Source organism: Curtobacterium sp. MCLR17_054 (assembly GCF_003234335.2).
Taxonomy (GTDB): domain Bacteria; phylum Actinomycetota; class Actinomycetes; order Actinomycetales; family Microbacteriaceae; genus Curtobacterium; species Curtobacterium flaccumfaciens.
Window position 1 is genome coordinate 2,944,967 of sequence record NZ_CP126263.1, and the last position, 17,819, is coordinate 2,962,785.

The 17,819-nt window shown below is 69.2% G+C and carries 17 protein-coding genes; 8 read left to right on the forward strand and 9 right to left on the reverse strand.

The annotated features are described in order from the left end of the window. Positions 1-2: 2 nt before the first annotated feature. Positions 3-956: a carbohydrate ABC transporter permease gene (locus DEJ08_RS13950; RefSeq protein ID WP_027466164.1), complete on the forward strand. Its 954-nt coding sequence runs from the start codon at positions 3-5 to the stop codon at positions 954-956. Between the two features lie 252 nt (positions 957-1,208). On the opposite strand, the gene DEJ08_RS13955 is transcribed toward DEJ08_RS13950, so the two are convergent. Next, entirely contained in the window at positions 1,209-2,258 is a 1,050-nt protein-coding gene (locus DEJ08_RS13955; RefSeq protein ID WP_111055128.1) for a LacI family DNA-binding transcriptional regulator, read from the reverse strand. Between the two features lie 179 nt (positions 2,259-2,437). Here DEJ08_RS13955 and chvE point away from each other — a divergent pair, with 179 nt between their 5' ends. The 3 genes from chvE (at position 2,438) to mmsB (ending at position 6,389) form a co-directional block, all read left to right on the forward strand. Next, positions 2,438-3,565, forward strand: a complete 1,128-nt coding sequence (gene chvE, locus DEJ08_RS13960) for a multiple monosaccharide ABC transporter substrate-binding protein (protein WP_071404245.1) — start codon at positions 2,438-2,440, stop codon at positions 3,563-3,565. Between the two features lie 102 nt (positions 3,566-3,667). Next, positions 3,668-5,221 (forward strand): multiple monosaccharide ABC transporter ATP-binding protein, encoded by a 1,554-nt coding sequence (mmsA, locus tag DEJ08_RS13965; RefSeq protein ID WP_111055129.1) that lies wholly within the window; start codon positions 3,668-3,670, stop codon positions 5,219-5,221. Further along, entirely contained in the window at positions 5,208-6,389 is a 1,182-nt protein-coding gene (mmsB, locus tag DEJ08_RS13970) for a multiple monosaccharide ABC transporter permease (RefSeq protein WP_027466160.1), read from the forward strand. Before mmsA ends, mmsB begins: the two co-directional genes overlap by 14 nt. A 65-nt stretch (positions 6,390-6,454) precedes the next feature. Here the strand turns inward: mmsB and DEJ08_RS13975 are convergent, their stop codons facing one another. Then, positions 6,455-7,795 carry an alpha-amylase family glycosyl hydrolase gene (locus tag DEJ08_RS13975; protein WP_258367201.1) on the reverse strand — a complete coding sequence of 447 codons (1,341 nt, stop codon included), beginning with the start codon at positions 7,793-7,795 and terminating at the stop codon, positions 6,455-6,457. A gap of 81 nt (positions 7,796-7,876) precedes the next feature. On the opposite strand from DEJ08_RS13975, the gene DEJ08_RS13980 reads away from it, so the two are divergent. Next, on the forward strand, positions 7,877-8,275 hold the full coding sequence (locus tag DEJ08_RS13980; protein WP_111055130.1) for a DUF3253 domain-containing protein: 399 nt from the start codon (positions 7,877-7,879) through the stop codon (positions 8,273-8,275). 22 nt (positions 8,276-8,297) lie between these two features. On the opposite strand, the gene DEJ08_RS13985 is transcribed toward DEJ08_RS13980, so the two are convergent. After that, positions 8,298-8,684: a hypothetical protein gene (locus tag DEJ08_RS13985; protein ID WP_146248532.1), complete on the reverse strand. Its 387-nt coding sequence runs from the start codon at positions 8,682-8,684 to the stop codon at positions 8,298-8,300. Between the two features lie 11 nt (positions 8,685-8,695). After that, positions 8,696-9,289, reverse strand: coding sequence for a nucleotidyltransferase domain-containing protein (locus tag DEJ08_RS13990; RefSeq protein ID WP_111055132.1), 594 nt, complete (start codon positions 9,287-9,289; stop codon positions 8,696-8,698). Between the two features lie 122 nt (positions 9,290-9,411). Here DEJ08_RS13990 and DEJ08_RS13995 point away from each other — a divergent pair, with 122 nt between their 5' ends. Beyond that, positions 9,412-10,512 carry an SDR family oxidoreductase gene (locus DEJ08_RS13995; protein WP_111055133.1) on the forward strand — a complete coding sequence of 367 codons (1,101 nt, stop codon included), beginning with the start codon at positions 9,412-9,414 and terminating at the stop codon, positions 10,510-10,512. Positions 10,513-10,527: 15 nt separating this feature from the next. On the opposite strand, the gene DEJ08_RS14000 is transcribed toward DEJ08_RS13995, so the two are convergent. After that, on the reverse strand, positions 10,528-11,601 hold the full coding sequence (locus DEJ08_RS14000) for a spore photoproduct lyase family protein (RefSeq protein WP_111055134.1): 1,074 nt from the start codon (positions 11,599-11,601) through the stop codon (positions 10,528-10,530). A gap of 44 nt (positions 11,602-11,645) precedes the next feature. Here DEJ08_RS14000 and DEJ08_RS14005 point away from each other — a divergent pair, with 44 nt between their 5' ends. Together DEJ08_RS14005 and DEJ08_RS14010 are read left to right on the forward strand one after the other, a co-directional pair. Next, positions 11,646-11,945 (forward strand): biopolymer transporter Tol, encoded by a 300-nt coding sequence (locus DEJ08_RS14005; RefSeq protein ID WP_111055135.1) that lies wholly within the window; start codon positions 11,646-11,648, stop codon positions 11,943-11,945. Next, the gene (locus DEJ08_RS14010) at positions 11,942-12,406 is read left to right on the forward strand and encodes a hypothetical protein (RefSeq protein WP_111055136.1); all 465 of its coding nucleotides are present in this window, start codon (positions 11,942-11,944) and stop codon (positions 12,404-12,406) included. Before DEJ08_RS14005 ends, DEJ08_RS14010 begins: the two co-directional genes overlap by 4 nt. Positions 12,407-12,542: 136 nt before the next feature. Here DEJ08_RS14010 and DEJ08_RS14015 read toward each other — a convergent pair whose 3' ends face one another. The 4 genes from DEJ08_RS14015 to DEJ08_RS14030 all read right to left on the reverse strand — a co-directional run bounded on the left by DEJ08_RS14015 (position 12,543) and on the right by DEJ08_RS14030 (position 17,802). After that, entirely contained in the window at positions 12,543-14,372 is a 1,830-nt protein-coding gene (locus DEJ08_RS14015; protein ID WP_111055137.1) for a glycoside hydrolase family 35 protein, read from the reverse strand. 87 nt (positions 14,373-14,459) lie between these two features. Next, complete coding sequence (locus DEJ08_RS14020; RefSeq protein ID WP_181439041.1) at positions 14,460-15,794, reverse strand: ABC transporter substrate-binding protein; 1,335 nt, start codon at positions 15,792-15,794, stop codon at positions 14,460-14,462. Positions 15,795-15,889: 95 nt separating this feature from the next. Next, positions 15,890-16,861: a carbohydrate ABC transporter permease gene (locus DEJ08_RS14025; RefSeq protein ID WP_027466151.1), complete on the reverse strand. Its 972-nt coding sequence runs from the start codon at positions 16,859-16,861 to the stop codon at positions 15,890-15,892. Continuing rightward, on the reverse strand, positions 16,858-17,802 hold the full coding sequence (locus DEJ08_RS14030) for a carbohydrate ABC transporter permease (RefSeq protein WP_071404236.1): 945 nt from the start codon (positions 17,800-17,802) through the stop codon (positions 16,858-16,860). The genes DEJ08_RS14025 and DEJ08_RS14030 overlap by 4 nt, the downstream gene beginning before the upstream one ends. Positions 17,803-17,819 lie beyond the last annotated feature (17 nt).

The following is a 17,819-nucleotide window of genomic DNA, read 5'->3' on the forward strand; positions in this document are numbered from 1 at the left end:
CCATGAGCACCACGACCTCCCGTGCGGCCCTCGCGGCGCCGGACCTGTCCACCAGGACCCTGACCACCACGGGTGACGGCCGCCGTCGGCGCCACCAGCAGGGCAGCGTCCAGCATCCCCGCGACACCACCGTCAAGCGCACCCTGTACGCGATCGCCGGCATCGGTTCCGCGCTCGTGTTCGGCGTCCCGCTCATCTGGTCGATCCTGCGGGCGTTCCAGTCCGAGGCCGTCATCACGCAGGCCCCCGACCCGGCGACGTTCTTCCAGCTCGGGTGGCAGAACTTCGCCGCCGTGTTCGCCTCGTCGTCGCACCTGCTCACCGGCGTCGTGAACTCGCTCATCGTGTCGATCGCCACGGCGGTGCTGACCGCGGTGATCGCGACGATGGCCGGCTACGGGTTCGCCCGCTTCCGGTTCCGGGGCGCCGGGCTCGTGTTCGGCCTGGTGCTGCTGACGATGATGGTGCCGTTCCAGGCCATCCTCACGCCGCTGTACCTCGAGATGAACGCCATGGGGCTGACGAACTCGCTGCTCGGGCTCGTGCTGTTCTACACGACCGTGAACCTGCCGTTCGGGGTGTTCGTCATGCGGAACGCGTTCGAGTCGATCCCCACCGAGCTCGAGGACTCGGCGTTCGTCGACGGGGCCTCGCGCTTCCGCGTCGTGGTGTCGGTGCTCCGCCCGCTGCTCCTCCCCGGGGCGGCGACCGCGGCGCTCTACGCGTTCCTGGCGTCGTGGACGGAGTTCCTCGGAGCCCTGACGTTCCTGACGAAGGACTCGCTGTACACGCTGCCGGTCGCGCTGCTCAACCTGCAGACCGGGGCGTACGGGCAGGTGTCGTACGGCAACCTCGTCGCCGGGTCGGTGGTGGCGATGATCCCGTGCATCGCGCTGTACGTCGGGTTGCAGAGGTTCTACGTCGCCGGGCTGTCGTCCGGGGCGTTGAAGGGCTGACGGTCGGGTCAGCTCGGGGTCGTGCGCGGCTTCGCACCGTGCGCGGCCCTTCGGCCGGTGCGAGGTTGTGCGCGGCCTCGCACCGTGCGCGGCCGCTCGGCCGGTGCGGGGTTGATCGCTCGGTGCGGGACTGTAGCGCCGCACCGAGCGATCAACCTCGCACCGCCCGCGCAACGCTGCACCGTGCGCCGCGGACCCGCGCAAGGAAGAACCTCGCACCACCTGCACACCGCCGCACGGTGCGAGGGGGCGCTACGTGCTGCGCCGCACCACCAGCTCGGGCGCGAGCAGGGTCTCGTCGCGGGGCTCCCCCTCGACCAGGGCCCGCACGGTGTCGAGCACCCGCTCCCCCATCGCCCGGAAGTCCTGCCGCACGGTGGTCAGCGGCGGCGTGAAGTGCGCGGCCTCGGGGACGTCGTCGAACCCCACGACCGCGATGTCGTCGGGCACACGCAGCCCCTCGTCGGCGAAGGCGTGCAGCACCCCGAGCGCCATCTGGTCGTTGCCCGCGAAGACGGCGTCGACCGTCCCCACGTCGATGTGCCGGGCGGCCGTGAAGCCGCTCGCCGGGGTCCAGTCGCCCTCGAGCACGACCGGTTCGAGCCCGGCGTCCTGCATGATCCGCACGTAGGTGGCGCGGCGCACCTCGGACTCCTGCGACACGTGCGGCCCGGCGATGTGCACGATCCGACGGTGTCCGCGGTCGAACAGGTGCTGCATGACGAGCGAGGTGCCGGCCGCCTGGTCGATGGCGACGGCGGCGACGCTCGGCGCCACCGGGGTCCGGACGGCGTCGCGCTGCACGGCGTTCGACACCACGACGGGCACCGTGACCGGCACGGTGAGCGACGCGAGGGCGTCGAGCACCCGGTTGTCGGCGGCGACGAGCACGATCGCGGCGACGTCCTGCGCGAGCAGCGTGGTGAGCGCCCCGGACAGGTCGGACGGCCGCGGTTCCTCGGGCAGGGTCGACAGCAGCACGTGGTAACCGGCGGAGCGGGCCGCCCGTTCGAAGCCGATCGAGGTGCTCGACGGGCCGTACAGCGCGTCGCCGGCGGTGATGATGCCGAGCGCCTTGCTCCGCCCACCGGCGAGCGCCCGGGCGGCGGCGCGGGGCCGGTACCCGAGCTCGGTGACGGCGTCGGTCACCTGCGTCCGGAACTGCTCGCGGACGGTCGGATCGCCGTTGATCACGCGGGAGACGGTCTGGTGGGACACGCCGGCGCGTTCGGCGACGTCGAAGATCGTCGGGGCCTTCCGGCGCTTGCCGCCCCTGCCCTCGGGGGCGGTCGTGGTGCTCACGCGCCAACCGTACCGCTCGGTCCGGTCGCCGCGGCAAGATCACGAAACGGCGGTGTTGAGTTGACACCCCGTCACGGAACCCACAAGATGTGAGCGCTCACACGAGCGCATCCCACGGGGCACAGCAGCCCCGGCACCCGACCGCGTCGAGGACGACGCGAAGGAACAGAGGTACTTCGATGATGAAGCGCAGGATCATCGCGGGCGTCGCAGCCGTCGGCATCGCGATCTCGCTGGCCGCTTGCTCGGCCGGCGGCCGTGCGTCCACCGATGGTGGCGGCAGCGGCGACAACAAGGGCGCCCTCGTCGGCGTCGCCATGCCCACCAAGGTCTCCGAGCGGTGGATCAAGGACGGCAACGCCGTCAAGAGCGACCTCGAGAAGGCCGGCTACAAGGTCGACCTCGAGTACGGCGACAACAAGGTCCAGCAGCAGGCCCAGCAGGTCAGCAACATGATCACCAAGGGCGCGAAGGTCCTGATCATCGCGTCGATCGACGGCGGCGCGCTCTCCGACCAGCTCGACGCCGCCGCCAAGGCCGGCATCAAGGTGATCTCGTACGACCGCCTGCTGACGGGCAACAAGAACGTCGACTACTACGTGTCCTTCGACAACGAGAAGGTCGGCGTCGACCAGGCGAACAGCCTGCTCACCGGCCTGGGCGTGCTCGACGCCGACGGCAAGAAGACCGGCGAGAAGGGCCCCTTCAACATCGAGGTCTTCGCCGGCTCGCTCGACGACAACAACGCCGGGTTCTTCTTCAACGGCGCCATGAAGACGCTCAAGCCGTACCTCGAGGACGGCACGCTGAAGATCCAGTCCGGCCAGGACAAGCTGTCCCAGGCCGCGACGCAGCAGTGGGACCCGGCCACGGCCAAGGCCCGCATGCAGAACCTGATCGCGAAGTCCTACTCGGGCGGCACCACGCTCGACGGCGTGCTCTCGCCGTACGACGGCATCTCGATCGGCATCATCTCGGCGCTCCAGGGCGCCGGGTACGGCACGAGTGACCGCCCGCTCCCGACGGTCACGGGCCAGGACGCCGAGGCCGCCTCGGTCAAGTCGATCATCGCCGGCCAGCAGTACTCGACGATCTACAAGGACACGCGCAAGCTCGCCAAGCAGTCCGTCACCATGGCCGAGGACCTGCTCACCGGCAAGGACCCCGAGGTCAACGACACGAAGAGCTACGACAACAAGGTCAAGGTCGTCCCGACCTTCCTGTTCCAGCCGACGGTCGTCACGAAGGACAACTACAAGGAAGTCCTCGTGGACTCCGGGTACTACACCGAAGCCGACCTGAAGTAGTCAGGTCCATCTCACGGACCGGAGGCGCGGTGCCAGCCCGCACCGCGCCTCCAGTCCGTCTCCACCAGCGCGCGCACGCGCGCACGACGGAAAGGCGTCCACATGGCGGACACCATCCTCGAGATGCGGGACATCACCAAGACGTTCCCCGGCGTCAAGGCCCTGCAGGGCGTCTCGATCGAGGTCGAGCGCGGCCAGGTCCACGCGATCTGCGGCGAGAACGGCGCGGGCAAGTCGACGCTCATGAAGGTGCTGTCGGGTGTCTACCCGGCCGGCTCCTTCGACGGCGAGATCCTGCTCGACGGCGAACCCGTGCGGTTCGCGAACATCAACGACTCCGAGGCTGCGGGCGTCGTGATCATCCACCAGGAGCTGGCGCTCAGCCCCTTCCTGTCGATCGCCGAGAACATCTTCCTCGGCAACGAGCAGTCCAAGGGCGGCTTCATCGACTGGAACAAGACGAACCTGACGGCCGCCGAGCTGCTCAAGCGCGTCGGGCTGAAGGACAACCCCGTCACCAAGGTCGTCGACCTCGGTGTCGGCAAGCAGCAGCTCGTCGAGATCGCGAAGGCGCTCTCGAAGGAGGTGAAGCTCCTCATCCTCGACGAGCCCACCGCCGCGCTGAACGACGACGACTCCGCGCACCTGCTCGAGCTCATCCGCTCGCTGCAGGCCGAGGGCATGACGGCGATCATCATCAGCCACAAGCTCAACGAGATCAAGGCGATCGCCGACAAGGTCACGATCATCCGCGACGGCAAGACCATCGAGACGCTCGACATGCGGGCCGACGACGTGTCCGAGGACCGGATCATCCGCGGGATGGTCGGCCGTGACCTGTCGAAGCGGTACCCCGAGCGCGAGAACCCCGTCATCGGCGAGGAACTGCTGCGGATCGAGGACTGGACCGTCCACCACCAGCTCGACTCGTCGCGCGAGATCATCCACCAGGCCAACCTCAACGTCCGCGCCGGCGAGGTCGTCGGCATCGCCGGGCTGATGGGCGCCGGCCGCACGGAGCTCGCGATGAGCGTCTTCGGCCAGTCCTACGGCACCGGCATCAGCGGCACCGTCTACAAGCGCGGCACCCCGATCAAGACGCACACGGTCTCGCAGGCGATCGACAACGGCATCGCCTACGTCACCGAGGACCGCAAGCGGTACGGCCTGAACCTGATCGACGACATCAAGCGGAACATCTCCGGGTCGGCCCTCGGCAAGCTCGCCAACTGGGGGTTCGTGAACTCCTCGGAGGAGACCACGGTCGCGACCCAGTTCCTCAAGAGCCTCAACATCAAGGCGCCGAACGTCGACGTCGTGACGGGGAAGCTCTCCGGCGGGAACCAGCAGAAGGTCGTCCTGTCGAAGTGGATGTACGCCGACCCCGACGTGCTCATCCTCGACGAGCCGACCCGCGGCATCGACGTCGGCGCGAAGTACGAGATCTACACGATCATCAACCAGCTCGCCGACCAGGGGAAGGCGGTCATCGTGATCTCCTCCGAGCTCCCCGAACTGCTCGGCATCTGCGACCGCATCTACACCCTCTCCGAGGGCACCATCACGGCCGACGTCCCGCGCGCCGAGGCGACGCCCGAGGTCCTCATGCAGTACATGACCCAGGAACGGGAGACCCCTGTCAATGAACGCGCTTAAGTCCGCCGTCGGCTACCTCACCGGGCAGCTCCGACAGATCGGCCTGTTCATCGCGCTGATCGTCATCGTCATCTTCTTCCAGGTGACCACGAACGGCATCACGCTGGCCCCGATCAACGTCTCGAACCTGATCGTCCAGAACAGCTACATCCTCATCCTGGCCATCGGCATGGTCATGGTCATCATCGCCGGCCACATCGACCTGTCGGTCGGTTCGGTGGTCGCCTTCACCGGTGCCATGGCCGGCGTGATGATCACGCAGTGGAACATCCCGTGGCCGATCGCGGTCGTGCTCTGCCTGGTGGTCGGTGCACTCGTCGGCGCCTGGCAGGGCTTCTGGATCGCGTACTTCGGGATCCCGGCGTTCATCGTGACGCTGGCGGGCATGCTCGCGTTCCGCGGCGCGGCCCAGATCGTCCTGCAGAACCAGCAGATCTCGCCGTTCCCCGCCGGCTTCCGCTCGCTCGGCTCCGGCTTCCTGCCGTCCTTCGGCACCACCGGGTACGAGCCGCTCACGATGATCCTCGGCTTCGCCGCCGCGGCCGTCATGGTGATCGCCGCGTTCCGCGGTCGCATCACGCGTCGCAAGTACCAGCTCGAGAGCGAGCCGTTCGCCTGGTTCATCGTGAAGACGGCCTTCGGCGCCGTGCTCGTGATCTACGTGGCGCTCCTGCTCGCCAGCTACAACGGCACCCCGATCGTGCTCGTCGTGCTCGGCGCCCTCGTGGTGATCTACTCGGTCGTCATGCGGAGCGCGGTGTTCGGCCGCCACATCTACGCGATCGGTGGCAACGCCCTGGCCGCGCAGCTGTCGGGTGTGAAGACGAAGCGCGTCACGTTCCTGCTCTTCGTCAACATGGGTGTCATCTCGGCCCTGGCGGGCGTGGTCTTCACCGGCCAGCTCAACCTGGCGGCACCGGGCGCGGGCAACGGCTTCGAGCTCGACGCCATCGCCGCCGTCTTCATCGGTGGCGCGGCCGTCACCGGCGGCATCGGCACCGTGCCGGGAGCCATCGTCGGCGGTCTGATCATCGGCCTGCTGAACAACGGCATGTCGATCCTCGGTGTCGGCACCGAGTTCCAGTCCCTGATCAAGGGTCTGGTGCTGCTCGCCGCCGTCGCGTTCGACGTGTTCAACAAGCGCCGGGCGGCGTCCGCGCGCAAGTAGCGTTCGCGTATTCGCTTGGTGAGCAGAAACGGTCGGGTCCTCGATGGGGACCCGACCGTTTCTGCTCACGAACGCGACAGGACGGCCCACCCCCCGGCCGGGAGGCGCAGGGTCCCGTCCCCGAGATCGGCCCCGCCCGCCTCGACCTGCGTCGCGTCGGCCACGGGCACCTCGACGGGGTCGTCCGACAGGTTCAGGGCGGTCACCACGGCAGCGTCCGCCGTCGCGGTCCGCAGCACCACGGCGGTGTTGGTCAGGTGCACGACGTCGGTGTGTGCCCGGTGCAGCCACGGGTTCCGGCGGCGCAGGGCGATGAGCGCCTCGTACGCGTGCGTCAGGTCCGTCGGCGCGGGCACCTCGGCCGGGAACTCCGGGCGGACAGCATCGTCGCCGCCCTCGCGTTCCTCCTTCACCCCGGTCCAGCCGTACTCGTCGCCCGCGTAGACCACGGGGGTCCCCGCCACCGTGAACAGCACCGCGGCGGCGTGCCCGGCGAACCGCTCCCCCACCGCGCTCGCGATCCGGGTGACGTCGTGGTTGCCGACGAACGTGGTCGGGGCGAAGGTGGCCAGCAGCGCGTCGTGCCGCTCGATCGCATGTGCGAGCTCGTGGCCGTTGCGGTCCGCGATGCCGTGCCAGATCCCCTGCCACAGCTCGTACTGGGTCAGCGAGTCCATCGTCGAGTCGCGCGCGATCGCCGCCGCGTCGCCGTGGATCACTTCGCCACTGAACCAGGCGTCCGGGAACCGCTCCCGCACCCGCGGCAGCATCCGCGCCCAGAACGCCGGCGGCACCGCGTACGCCGCGTCGAGCCGCCAACCGTCGACGCCGCGGGCCAGCCAGTGCGTCATGACCTGCACCACGAGGTCCTCGGTGGCACGGCTGTCGTGGTCGAGCGCGACGAGGATGTCGTGGCCCTCGAACAGTCCGACGGGCACGGGCTGCCCCGGCTGCCACCCGGACCAGTCGATGGCGAACAGGTCGGCGGTGGGCGCCTCCGGGCCCTGGTCCGACAACGCACGGAACGCCGGGTGCTCACGGCCGACGTGGTTGAACACCCCGTCCAGCAGCACCCGCACGCCCCGCTCGTGCGCCGCGGTGACCAGGGCGTCGAAGTCGGCGTCGTCGCCCAGGCGCGGGTCGACGCGGAAGTGGTCGACCGTGTCGTACCCGTGGGTGGAGCTCGCGAACACCGGGCCGAGCAACAAACCGTTCAGACCGAGGTCGACGACGTGGTCGAGCCACCCGGTCAAGCGGTCGAGGCGGTGTTCGAGCGGACGCTCCCCCACCGGTGACGCGGGGCGGACCTCGGCGCCGACGAAGCCGAGCGGGTAGACGTGCCACCACATCACGTGCTGGACCCAGGCCGGCTCGGACGGACGGGCGGGGGCGGTGTCGGGGTTCACCGCTCCGATGCTGCCAGGCGCACCTGGACCGTGTGCGTGGTCGCTGTGGACCGCCCTGCCGAGCAGGACGAGGATGGATCCATGGGACGGGCGATCAGGACGGAAGCCGATGCGTCGGCATCGGAGTCGGCACACGCCGAACGGACCTGCGCCTCGTGCGGGCGACGGATGCCGTCCTCGGCGGCGCCGGAGGCGAAGTGGTGTTCGGCGGCCTGCCGCCGGCACGGTCTCGACGACACCGACCGGGCCCTCGAGCAGCGGATCGACGAACTGCTCGCGGCACGGGCACGGACCTCGAGCATCTGCCCGTCCGAGGTCGCCCGCTCACTGGAGCCGGACGACTGGCGACCGCTGATGGAGCCCGCGCGTCGAGCCGCCCGGCGCATGGTCGCGCGCGGCGAGGTCGAGATCACCCAGGGCGGGTCCGTCGTCGACCCGTCGACCGCCAAGGGCCCGATCCGCATCCGCCGTCCGCGGTGATCCGGGTCGCGGCGCGCCTGTTTCAGGTGTGCTCGTGAACCGTTCGGATGAGCCGTTCGAGCGCGGTCACCAGCGCCCGTGTCTTCTCCTGGGTCACACGCGACGTCGAGTACTGGAAGTTCGTCTTCTCATCGGTCAGGCGCTTGAAGTGCAGGCCGGGTCGGGTGTCCGGTGCGCAGGCCGTGTCGAGCAGCCGTCGAGCGGCGGCGTGGTCGTCGCCGAGATGGTGGTGGCCGAGGATCGCACCGCAGATCGCGTCCGACGCCGCGATCCCGCCGAGCACAGCGTTCGCACCGGCGGCCTTCCAATCCGCATGACTCGTGGACTCGACGGAGAGGAGCGCGACCTCGAGGTAGGACTCCGCTTCGTCTCGGCGCATCGCGACTGCGGCCCTGTCGACGGCGCGCACGCGGGAACCCATCAGATGTACGTCCTGATCTCCTCGCCGAAGACTGTTCGGGCTTCTTCTCGCCACGACCCGACGAGCGCGTCTCCCTCGGCCACGAACCGACGGAGATCAGCGCGGGTCACGTCGAAGACCTGGCACTCGTTGCCGGTCCACCGCCGGACGAGGTCACCGAGGCGGACGACGACGTCCGTGTCGACGGTCTCCTCGAAGACGACGAGGAGGTCCAGGTCGGACGTCGGCGTCGCGGTGCCTCGGGCAACTGAACCGAAGATCGAGACCGAGAGGACCCCGGCCTGCGCCGACGCGACGTACGCGCCGATCCGACGTTCGAGTTCGTCGCTGGCTTCGAGTCCGAGTTCCACCGCCGGCCAGAGCAGGTGTTCCCGGTTGACCCGGTAAGCAGAGTGCTGCAGACCGCGCTCGACCTGCACGAGCCCTGCCGCCTCGAGCTTGTCGAGCGCTCGTTTGATGCCGGTGTGCTGCGGAGCGCCCGCGACCCGCGCAACCTGTCGTCCGGTCATGCCCGAGTCGGTCCGGGCGAGGACGCGGAGCGCGTCAGCCTGCGTGGCCCCCAGCAGTGTGGCGAGTGGTTTCACGAGTTGCATGTTGATGCCTCCGCAAGAAGTGTACCGATCAGCGGTACATGTGGTGCGTTTTTGTGCACACTTAGCGCGCGACGGGACGCGGGGAGGGAACACGTGTCGTCCAACGTCGGTTGCATCGAAGGATGACTGCAACCGGATCGACCGAACAGACCTCTGCCCGCCGCGAAGCCCTGGTCGTCGGAGCCAGTGGCATCACCGGTTCCGCCCTGGTGCGCCACCTGCTCGACCTGGGCTGGGACGTGACGGCGCTCTCCCGCCGACCGCTCGCCGAACAGGGTGTCCGGACCGTCGCGGCCGACCTGCGCGACCCCGAGAGCCTGGCGGCCGCACTCGCCGACGAACGCCCGACGCACGTCTTCTTCACCGCCTGGCAGCGGCAGGACACCGAGGCGGAGAACATCCGTGTGAACGGCGGCATGGTCCGCGACCTGCTCGCGGCACTGTCGCACGCTCCGCTCGAGCACGTCGCCCTGGTCACCGGCCTGAAGCACTACCTCGGTCCGTTCGAGGCGTACGCCGCCGGCGAGATGCCCGACACCCCCTTCCACGAGGAGGAACCGCGCCTCGACACCCCGAACTTCTACTACGCGCAGGAGGACGAGCTCTTCGCCGCAGCCGAGCGCCAGGGGTTCACCTGGTCCGTGCACCGCTCGCACACCGTGATCGGGCACGCGGTCGGCAACGCCATGAACATGGGCCTCACACTCGCCGTGCAGGCCACGCTGGCGAAGGAACTCGACCTGGACTTCGTGTTCCCGGGAAGCGAGGCCCAGTGGAACGGCCTGACCGACATGACCGACGCCGGCATCCTCGCCGAGCACATGGTGTGGGCCTCGACGTCACCCGAGGGTGCGGACGAGCCGTTCAACATCGTGAACGGTGACGTCTTCCGGTGGCGCTGGATGTGGCCGCGCCTGGCCGCGCACCTCGGTGTCGACCCCGCGCGCGTGGTGGGCTACGAGGACGCTCCGCGACCGCTCGAGGAGCAGATGGCGCCGTACGAGTCCGAGTGGGCCGGCATCGCCGAGCGCCACGGTCTCGCCGAGGCCGACATCACCCGGCTCGCCTCGTGGTGGCACACCGACGCCGACCTCGGTCGTGCGATGGAGGTCGTCACCGACATGGGGAAGAGCCGCGACGCCGGGTTCACGGCGTTCCGCCGGACCGAGCAGGCCTTCGCGGACCTGTTCGCCCGGTACCGGGCCGACCGCCTCATCCCCTGATCCGTCGGGGGCCGGTCAGAAGGCGTACCGGATCCGGCAGGACGGCAGGTGCTCGGCCACGAGTTCGCGGAAGCGCTCGACGAGCTGCCCCTTCATGCCGGACCGGTAGCGCACGTTCACGGCACCGTTCTGGGACACCTTCTGCTCCTGCAGGTCCGGACGCCACAGCAGGTCCTCGGCCTTGGGGTGCCACCCGAGGTTGACCTCGTGCAGGGGCTGGTTGTGGGTCAGGAAGATCACCTCGGCCGCGAGCTGCGCCTTGGCGCCCGGGGACAGCACGTCGTCGACCTGCCGGAGCAGCTCGGCCCAGTCCGACTCCCACGTCGGCGTGAGGATGACCGGCGAGAAGTTCAGGTGGACCTCGTAGCCGGCGTCGACGAAGTCGTTCACCGCGGCGATGCGCTCGGCGATCGGGCTCGTACGGATGTCGGTGACCTTCGCGGTCTCGTGCGGCATCAGCGAGAAACGGATCCGGGTCCGACCCATCGGGTCCCAGTCGAGCAGGTCCCGGTTGACGTACTTCGTGGCGAACGAGGCCTTGGCCGTCGGCGTCATCCGGAACAGGTCGCAGAGGTCGCGGACGTTGTCGCTGATCATCGCGTCGACCGAGCAGTCGCTGTTCTCGCCGATGTCGTAGACCCAGGCTTCCGGGTCGCACTGGTTCGGTTCGGTCTTCGACCCCTGCTTGGCGATGTTCCGCGCCACGTGCTTGGTGATCTGGTCGATGTTCGCGAACACCGTCACGGGGTTGCTGTAGCCCTTGCGCCGCGGCACGTAGCAGTAGGCGCACGCCATCGCGCAGCCGTTCGCGGTGGACGGTGCGATGAAGTCGGCGGAGCGACCGTTCGGCCGGGTCACCAACGACTTCTTCACGCCGAGCACGAGCGCCTCGGTCTTGATCCGCACCCAGCGCTGGACGTTCCGTTCGTCGCCGTGCACCTCGGGGATGTTCCAGTGCGACTCGACCGGGACGATCTCAGCGTCCGGCCAGCGCCCGACGATCTCCTGCCCGCGCTGGAGTTCGAGGGCGGCCGGCTCGGCGTAGATGCGTCGGACGTCGAGCATCGGGCGGACGCGTTCGTGGCTCATCGGCTCCTGTCTACCCGGCACCACCGACGGTGCAGACTCGGACCATGAGCGCCGAACCCGACGACCGCTTCTTCGTCGTGGACGGCCGACGCTGGCGCCGCACCGACCCCGCCCTGCCCGAGGAGCTCGCCGCCGCACTCCGCTCCCATCTGGGGCGTGGGCGCAACGCCGTGAAGACCGCGAAGCGCGCGGGAGACGACGAAGCCCTGGCGGCGGCGCGGCACCGGAACGGCCTGGCCAAGCACGGGCTGGGCGAACGTGGCCCCGAGTGGTGGACCCGCCCCGAGGCCGACCGGATCGCCGATGCCGAGCGCGCCCTCGCCGACCTGGACGCTCTGCCGTGACGACGATCCGTCCACCGCGCCCGGATCGCATCCTGAACCGCATCGTGTTCGGCCCGGTGATGATCGGGACGGGAGTCACACTCGCGGGCGTGGCCTTCGTGCCCGGAGCATCGGCGCGGGTGTTCGTCTTCGTCCTCGGTGTCGCCTTCATCGCCGGCGGGACCTGGGCCACGGCCAGGCTCCGACGCGTCGCCGTGCACCTGTGCGACGACACCCTCCGGTACTCCGGCTTCCTCTCGTCCTGGACCGCCCCGCGTGCGGGGATCACCGCGGTGCTCGACGACGCGTTCGTCGAGTGGCGCGACGATCACGGGGCCGAACACCGACGGCAGATCTGGCTGCTGACCCGGGCACGGGAGGACGACGGCACGAAGTTCGCTCCGCTCTGGCGGTGGCGACGCGAGGCACTCCTCGAAGTTCGAGCGTGGGCGGCGGCTCGCGAGGTCCGAAACGTCCCATGACGCCCGCGATGGAAAGCAGAATCGGGCGTACCTGGTCGAAACTTCCGACCACGTACGCCTGATTCGACCAGGTACGCCCGATTCGACCAGGCCGCGCGACTCGACCAGGTACGCCCGATTCGACCAGGGCGCGCGACTACGCCTCGGTGTGACCCAGGTCCGGCTCGACGAGCAGGCACGCGGTGCGGGACGCAGCGGCGTGCAGTTCGAGCACGACGAGCTCGTTGCGACCGTGGCGGAGCACCGGCCCCGGGATCGCCAGGGTCTGCTGCGGGCCTCGCGACCAGTACCGACCGAGGCAGAACCCGTTGACCCAAGCGACACCCTTCCGGAACCCGTCGAGCGACAGGTACCGGTCGTCCACGGTGTCGAGGTCGAACGAGCCAGCTGCGAACGTCGGCCCGGCGAGCACGTCGCCGCCGGTGGGAGCGATCTCGGACAGCGCGGTCACGGCGGCCGGTGCGATGGGGTCGAGGGCGAGCGGCGACGCGGTCCACCGGGCAACCGGGACGCCGTCGATCGAGACGCCCCCGATCAGGCCCTTCGGCTCGCCGATGCGGATGCCGTAGTCGACGCGGCCCTGGTCCTCGACGAGGAGCTCGAGCGTGCCGGTCACCGGCGGCAGAGCGATGGCGCGGTCGTGGTGCTCACGCTCCAGGACCCCGACGACGACACCGTCGGCCGACACGATCGCTCGGTCGCGCACCTCGGTGCCGACGGTCAGCACCCCTCCGGCGGGCAGGTCGACCTCGGCGCGGTAGGCGACGAAGCCGCTCGCGGCTCCGAGGGCGTCGAAGGTCGGCGGCTCGTCGTGCGCGGACCACGCCGTGAGCGTGGGCAGCAGGGAACGGAGCGACGCGACGCGGTCCAGACGGACGGCGAGGTCCGTGGCGGGGGTGATCCGGGCCTCCAGGCCGTCGCCGGACGCGGCCACGGGACCGAGGCGACCCGATCCACCCGGCTCCATCGTCGCGGGCAGCGGCGGGACGGGCGCGTAGCGCGCGATCACCGAGCGGAAGGCGTGGAACTTCTCCGTCGGCCGGCCGGCCTCGTCGAGCGGGGCGTCGTAGTCGTACGACGTCGCGATCGGACGGTAGACGCCCTTGTCGTTCGCGCCGTTCGTGAAGCCGAAGTTCGTGCCGCCGTGGAACATGTAGATGTTCACCGAGCCGCCGGCGGCGAGCAGGACGTCGAGGTCCTCCGCGCTGGCGGACGCCGGCGTGGTGTGGTGGTGCTCGCCCCAGCTGTCGAACCAGCCGTCCCAGAACTCCGAGCACATCAGGGGCCCGGTGGGCTGTGCCTGCCGCAGGCGCTCGAGGCGGGCGGCGGAGCGTGAGCCGAACGAACCGGTCTTGTGCAGCGAGGGCAGGGAGCCGTCCTCGAGCATCGTGCCCATCGGCTGGTCGACGCTCGTGAAGGGGACGGTCAGCCCGATGTCGCGGTGCATCTGCTCGAGTGCGCGCAGGTACTCGGGGTCGGAGCCGTAGGCGCCGTACTCGTTCTCGACCTGCACCAGGACGATGGGCCCGCCCTGGTCGATCTGCCGCGGGACCAGCACGGGGGCCAGGTGCTGCAGGTACGTCTCGACCGCTGCGAGGAAGCCGGGCTCGTTGCGCCGGACACCCACGGAGCCGTCCGCGAACAACCAGTACGGCAGGCCGCCGTTCGTCCACTCGGCACAGATGTAGGGGCCGGGACGGACGATGGCGTGCATACCCTCGGCGGCGACGAGGTCGAGGAAGCGGCCGAGGTCCAGGCCACCCGACAGGTCGAACACCTCGGGCGACGGCGCGTGCGCGTTCCAGGCGACGTAGGTCTCGATGGTGTTGAGGCCCATCAGCTTCGCCTTGCGGATCCGGTCGGCCCACAGGTCGGGGTGCACGCGGAAGTAGTGGATCGCGCCGGAGAGGACCCGGTGCGGCTCGCCGTCGAGCAGGAAGTCGGTGTCGCCGATGGCGAAGCGCATGGTGTCTTTCTTTCGTTGCCGGCCGGGCCGGGCGTGGAGCGGGGCCGTGCGGACGTGTCCGCACGGCCCCGCGGGGATGCTGTCGAACTACTTCGACGAGACCGTGAAGCCCTGGTCCTTGCCGTACTTGGCGAGGGCCTTCTGCCATGCCTGCAGGCCTGCGTCGAGCGAGGTGCCGTTCTCGTACGCCTGACCGACGGTGTCGGCGTAGACGCTGTTCGCGTACACCTGGTACGGCAGGTAGGTGAAGTCGTTGTCCGAGGACTTCGACGCGTCGACGAGCACCTTGTTGATCTGCTGGCCGCCGAAGTACTCCGGCTTCTCGTCGAGGAACGCCGACGAGTCGAGGTCAGCGGTGGTCGACGGGAAGCCGCCGGACTCCATGAAGACCTTTGTGGACTCCTTCGAGGAGTTCAGCCACTTGAGGAAGCCCGCGGCGAGGGCCGGGTTCTTCGACTGCTTCATGACGACCTGGGCGCTGCCGCCGTTGTTCGCGGTCTGGGCGGTGCCACCGTCGTAGGTCGGCATCGGGGCGACGCGCCAGTCACCCGAGGCCTGGGCGACGCCGGACTCCAGGTTGCCGGGCATCCAGGCGCCGGTGATCATCGTGGCGATCTCACCGTTGCCGAGCTGCTTGTACCAGTCGTCGGTCCAGCCGACCGTCTTCGACAGCAGGCCCTGCTCGACGAGCTCGTTCCAGGTGCTCGTCCACTTCTTGGTGCCCTCGTCCTGCAGGTTGATGGTCACCTTGTCACCGTCGGTGGTGAACGGGGTGCCACCGGCCTGGGCGATCATGCTCGTGGTGAAGCCGGCGTCGCCGGAGTCCGCCGCGATGTAGGCCTTCGGGTCCGCCTCGTGCAGCTTCTTGGCCGCGGTGACGTACTCGTCCCACGTCTTCGGCACGGCGATGTCGTGCTTGTCGAAGACCTTCTTGTTGTAGAACAGCGCCATGGGGCCGGAGTCCTGCGGCAGGCCGTAGACCTTGCCGTCGATCGACACCGAGCTCCAGGTGCTCTTCGCGAAGTCCTTCTCGAGCGAGTCGAACCCGTAGCTCGACAGGTCGAGCAGCGACTCGGACAGGGCGAACTGCGGCAGGGCGTAGTACTCGACCTGGGCGACGTCGGGGGCGCCCGAGCCGGCCTTGATCGTGTTCTGCAGCTTCGTGTACTGGTCGGCACCGGTGCCGGCGTTGACGAGCTTGACCTTCACCTTGGGGTACTGCTTCTCGAACGCGGCGACCTGGGCCTTCGCCGACGGGGTCCACGACCAGTAGGTCAGGGTGCCACCGTCCTTCAGGGCCTTGTCGATGTCGTCGGCCGATCCGCCGGAGCCGGAGCCGCCGGAGGCGCACGCGGCGAGGGCGATCGCGGCGGTGACGCCGATGGCGAGGGCGCTGAGCCCGCGCCGGAGACGCTTGTTCATGGGAGTGCCTTTCACTTCTTCGTGGAGGGGGTGGTGCTGCTGTGTGCCGGACCGGGCGTCGCGGCGGGGTCGCCGTGCGCCTGGTGTCCGAGGGATCAGGCCTTGACCGACCCGGCCGCGAGGCCGGACTGCCAGAAGCGCTGGAGGAAGAGGAACGCGACCACGATCGGGATGATCGTGAGGAGCGATCCCGTGACGACGAGGTTGTAGATCGGCTGCGCGCCGGACCCGGTGGCCTGCGCGTTCCACTGGTTCAGGCCGACCGTCAGCGGGTACCACTTCGGGTCGCTCAGCATGATGAGCGGCAGGAAGTAGTTGTTCCAGGTGGCGACGACCGCGAACAGCAGGACGGTGACGACACCGGGCGCGAGCAGGCGGAGCGCGATCGTGAAGAAGATCCGGAACTCACCGGCGCCGTCCATGCGGGCGGCCTCGAGCAGTTCGGCCGGGATCGCGTCGACCGCGTAGGTCCAGATCAGGTACATGCCGAACGGGCTGATCAGCGAGGGCAGGATGATCGCCCACGGGGTGTTGGTCAGGCCGACCTGCGAGAACAGCAGGAACGTCGGGACCGCCAGGGCCGTGCCGGGGACCGCGATGGCGCCGAGGACGACGGCGAAGACCGCGCGGCGACCGGGGAACTGGAACTTCGCCATGCCGTAGCCCGCGACGGTGGCGAGCAGGGTGGCCCCGCCGGCACCGACGACGACGTAGAGCAGCGTGTTGCCGAACCACTGCAGGAAGATGCCGTCGTTGTACGTCAGCGTGTCGACGATGTTCTGCCAGAGGTTGAAGTCCCCGCCGAACCACAGACCGAACGTGGAGAGCAGCGACGCCTGCGTCTTCGTGCTGTTCACGAGCAGGTAGAACAGCGGCGCGAACGAGTACACGACGAAGACGACCATGACCGCGGTGAGCAGGCCGGAACGCTTCGGCTTGCGTCCGCCTTCCGCGGTGCGGAGCTGCCGGGAGGCGCGGATCGAGCGGGTGCGCGGCGCACGTTGCGTCGTGGTCGCCTCGGTCACCGTGGCCGCTGCGGGCCCGGCGGGGTGCTGGATGGTGCTCATCGGTTCTCCTCGCGGGTGCCGCGGACCTGGACGACGTAGGCGATCACCGCGGTGATCACGCCCATCACGATCGCGACCGTGGCGGAGTAGTTGAACTGCTGACCACTGAAGGACAGCGAGTAGGCGTACATGTTCGGGGTGAAGGCGCTGCCGATGACGTTCGGGGCGAGCGTCTTGAGCAGGTTCGGCTCGTTGAAGAGCTGGAAGCTGCCGATGATCGAGAAGATCGTGGCGATGACCATCGGGCCGCGGAGCGCCGGGAGCTTGATCGAGAAGACCGTGCGCATCGGGCCGGCGCCGTCGAGCTCGGCCGCCTCGTACAGCTCACCGGGGACGGTGCGGAGTGCGGCGTAGAAGATCAGCATGTTGTAGCCGAGGAACTCCCACGTGACCACGTTGCCGATCGACGTCAGGACCCAGCTCGGGCTGAACGGCTGCAGCAGGTCGATGCCGAGCGCGTCGTTCGCGGCGCCCGTCAGACCGAACTGGTTGCCGTAGATGAAGCCCCAGATCAGGGCGGCGACGACACCGGGGACGGCGTAGGGCAGGAACACCGCGATGCGGAAGAAGCTCGTCCCCCACAGTCGGGCGCTGTCCAGGGCGAGGGCGGCGACGAGCGCGAGGCCGAGCATGATCGGCACCTGGACGACCAGGAAGATCGCGACCCGGCCGAACCCGGACCAGAACTTGGCGTCCTGGAAGAGCTGCACGTAGTTGGCGAACCAGACGAACTGGTTGCCACCGATGAGCTGGTCGCGGAACAGGCTGAGCCAGAGCGCGTAGCCGATCGGCACGATGAGCATCAGGACCAGGACGACGACGAACGGGCCGACGAACAGCCATCCGGTGAGCCGTCCCCGCGGCTTGGGGCGGCGGCCGGCCGGGCGCTCGGCGGTGGGGCGCGGTGCTGCCTCACCGGGGCGCGCTGCGAGCGTGCTCATGTGACTCCTTCGTCTGC

Coding starts and splice junctions, on each gene's coding strand:
- DEJ08_RS13950 (WP_027466164.1), top strand. CDS start 3: ATGAGCACCACGACCTCCCGTGCGGCCCTCGCGGCGCCGGACCTGTCC.
- chvE (WP_071404245.1), top strand. CDS start 2,438: ATGATGAAGCGCAGGATCATCGCGGGCGTCGCAGCCGTCGGCATCGCG.
- mmsA (WP_111055129.1), top strand. CDS start 3,668: ATGGCGGACACCATCCTCGAGATGCGGGACATCACCAAGACGTTCCCC.
- mmsB (WP_027466160.1), top strand. CDS start 5,208: ATGAACGCGCTTAAGTCCGCCGTCGGCTACCTCACCGGGCAGCTCCGA.
- DEJ08_RS13980 (WP_111055130.1), top strand. CDS start 7,877: ATGGGACGGGCGATCAGGACGGAAGCCGATGCGTCGGCATCGGAGTCG.
- DEJ08_RS13990 (WP_111055132.1), bottom strand. CDS start 9,289: ATGCAACTCGTGAAACCACTCGCCACACTGCTGGGGGCCACGCAGGCT.
- DEJ08_RS13995 (WP_111055133.1), top strand. CDS start 9,412: ATGACTGCAACCGGATCGACCGAACAGACCTCTGCCCGCCGCGAAGCC.
- DEJ08_RS14000 (WP_111055134.1), bottom strand. CDS start 11,601: ATGAGCCACGAACGCGTCCGCCCGATGCTCGACGTCCGACGCATCTAC.
- DEJ08_RS14005 (WP_111055135.1), top strand. CDS start 11,646: ATGAGCGCCGAACCCGACGACCGCTTCTTCGTCGTGGACGGCCGACGC.
- DEJ08_RS14015 (WP_111055137.1), bottom strand. CDS start 14,372: ATGCGCTTCGCCATCGGCGACACCGACTTCCTGCTCGACGGCGAGCCG.
- DEJ08_RS14020 (WP_181439041.1), bottom strand. CDS start 15,794: ATGAACAAGCGTCTCCGGCGCGGGCTCAGCGCCCTCGCCATCGGCGTC.
- DEJ08_RS14025 (WP_027466151.1), bottom strand. CDS start 16,861: ATGAGCACCATCCAGCACCCCGCCGGGCCCGCAGCGGCCACGGTGACC.
- DEJ08_RS14030 (WP_071404236.1), bottom strand. CDS start 17,802: ATGAGCACGCTCGCAGCGCGCCCCGGTGAGGCAGCACCGCGCCCCACC.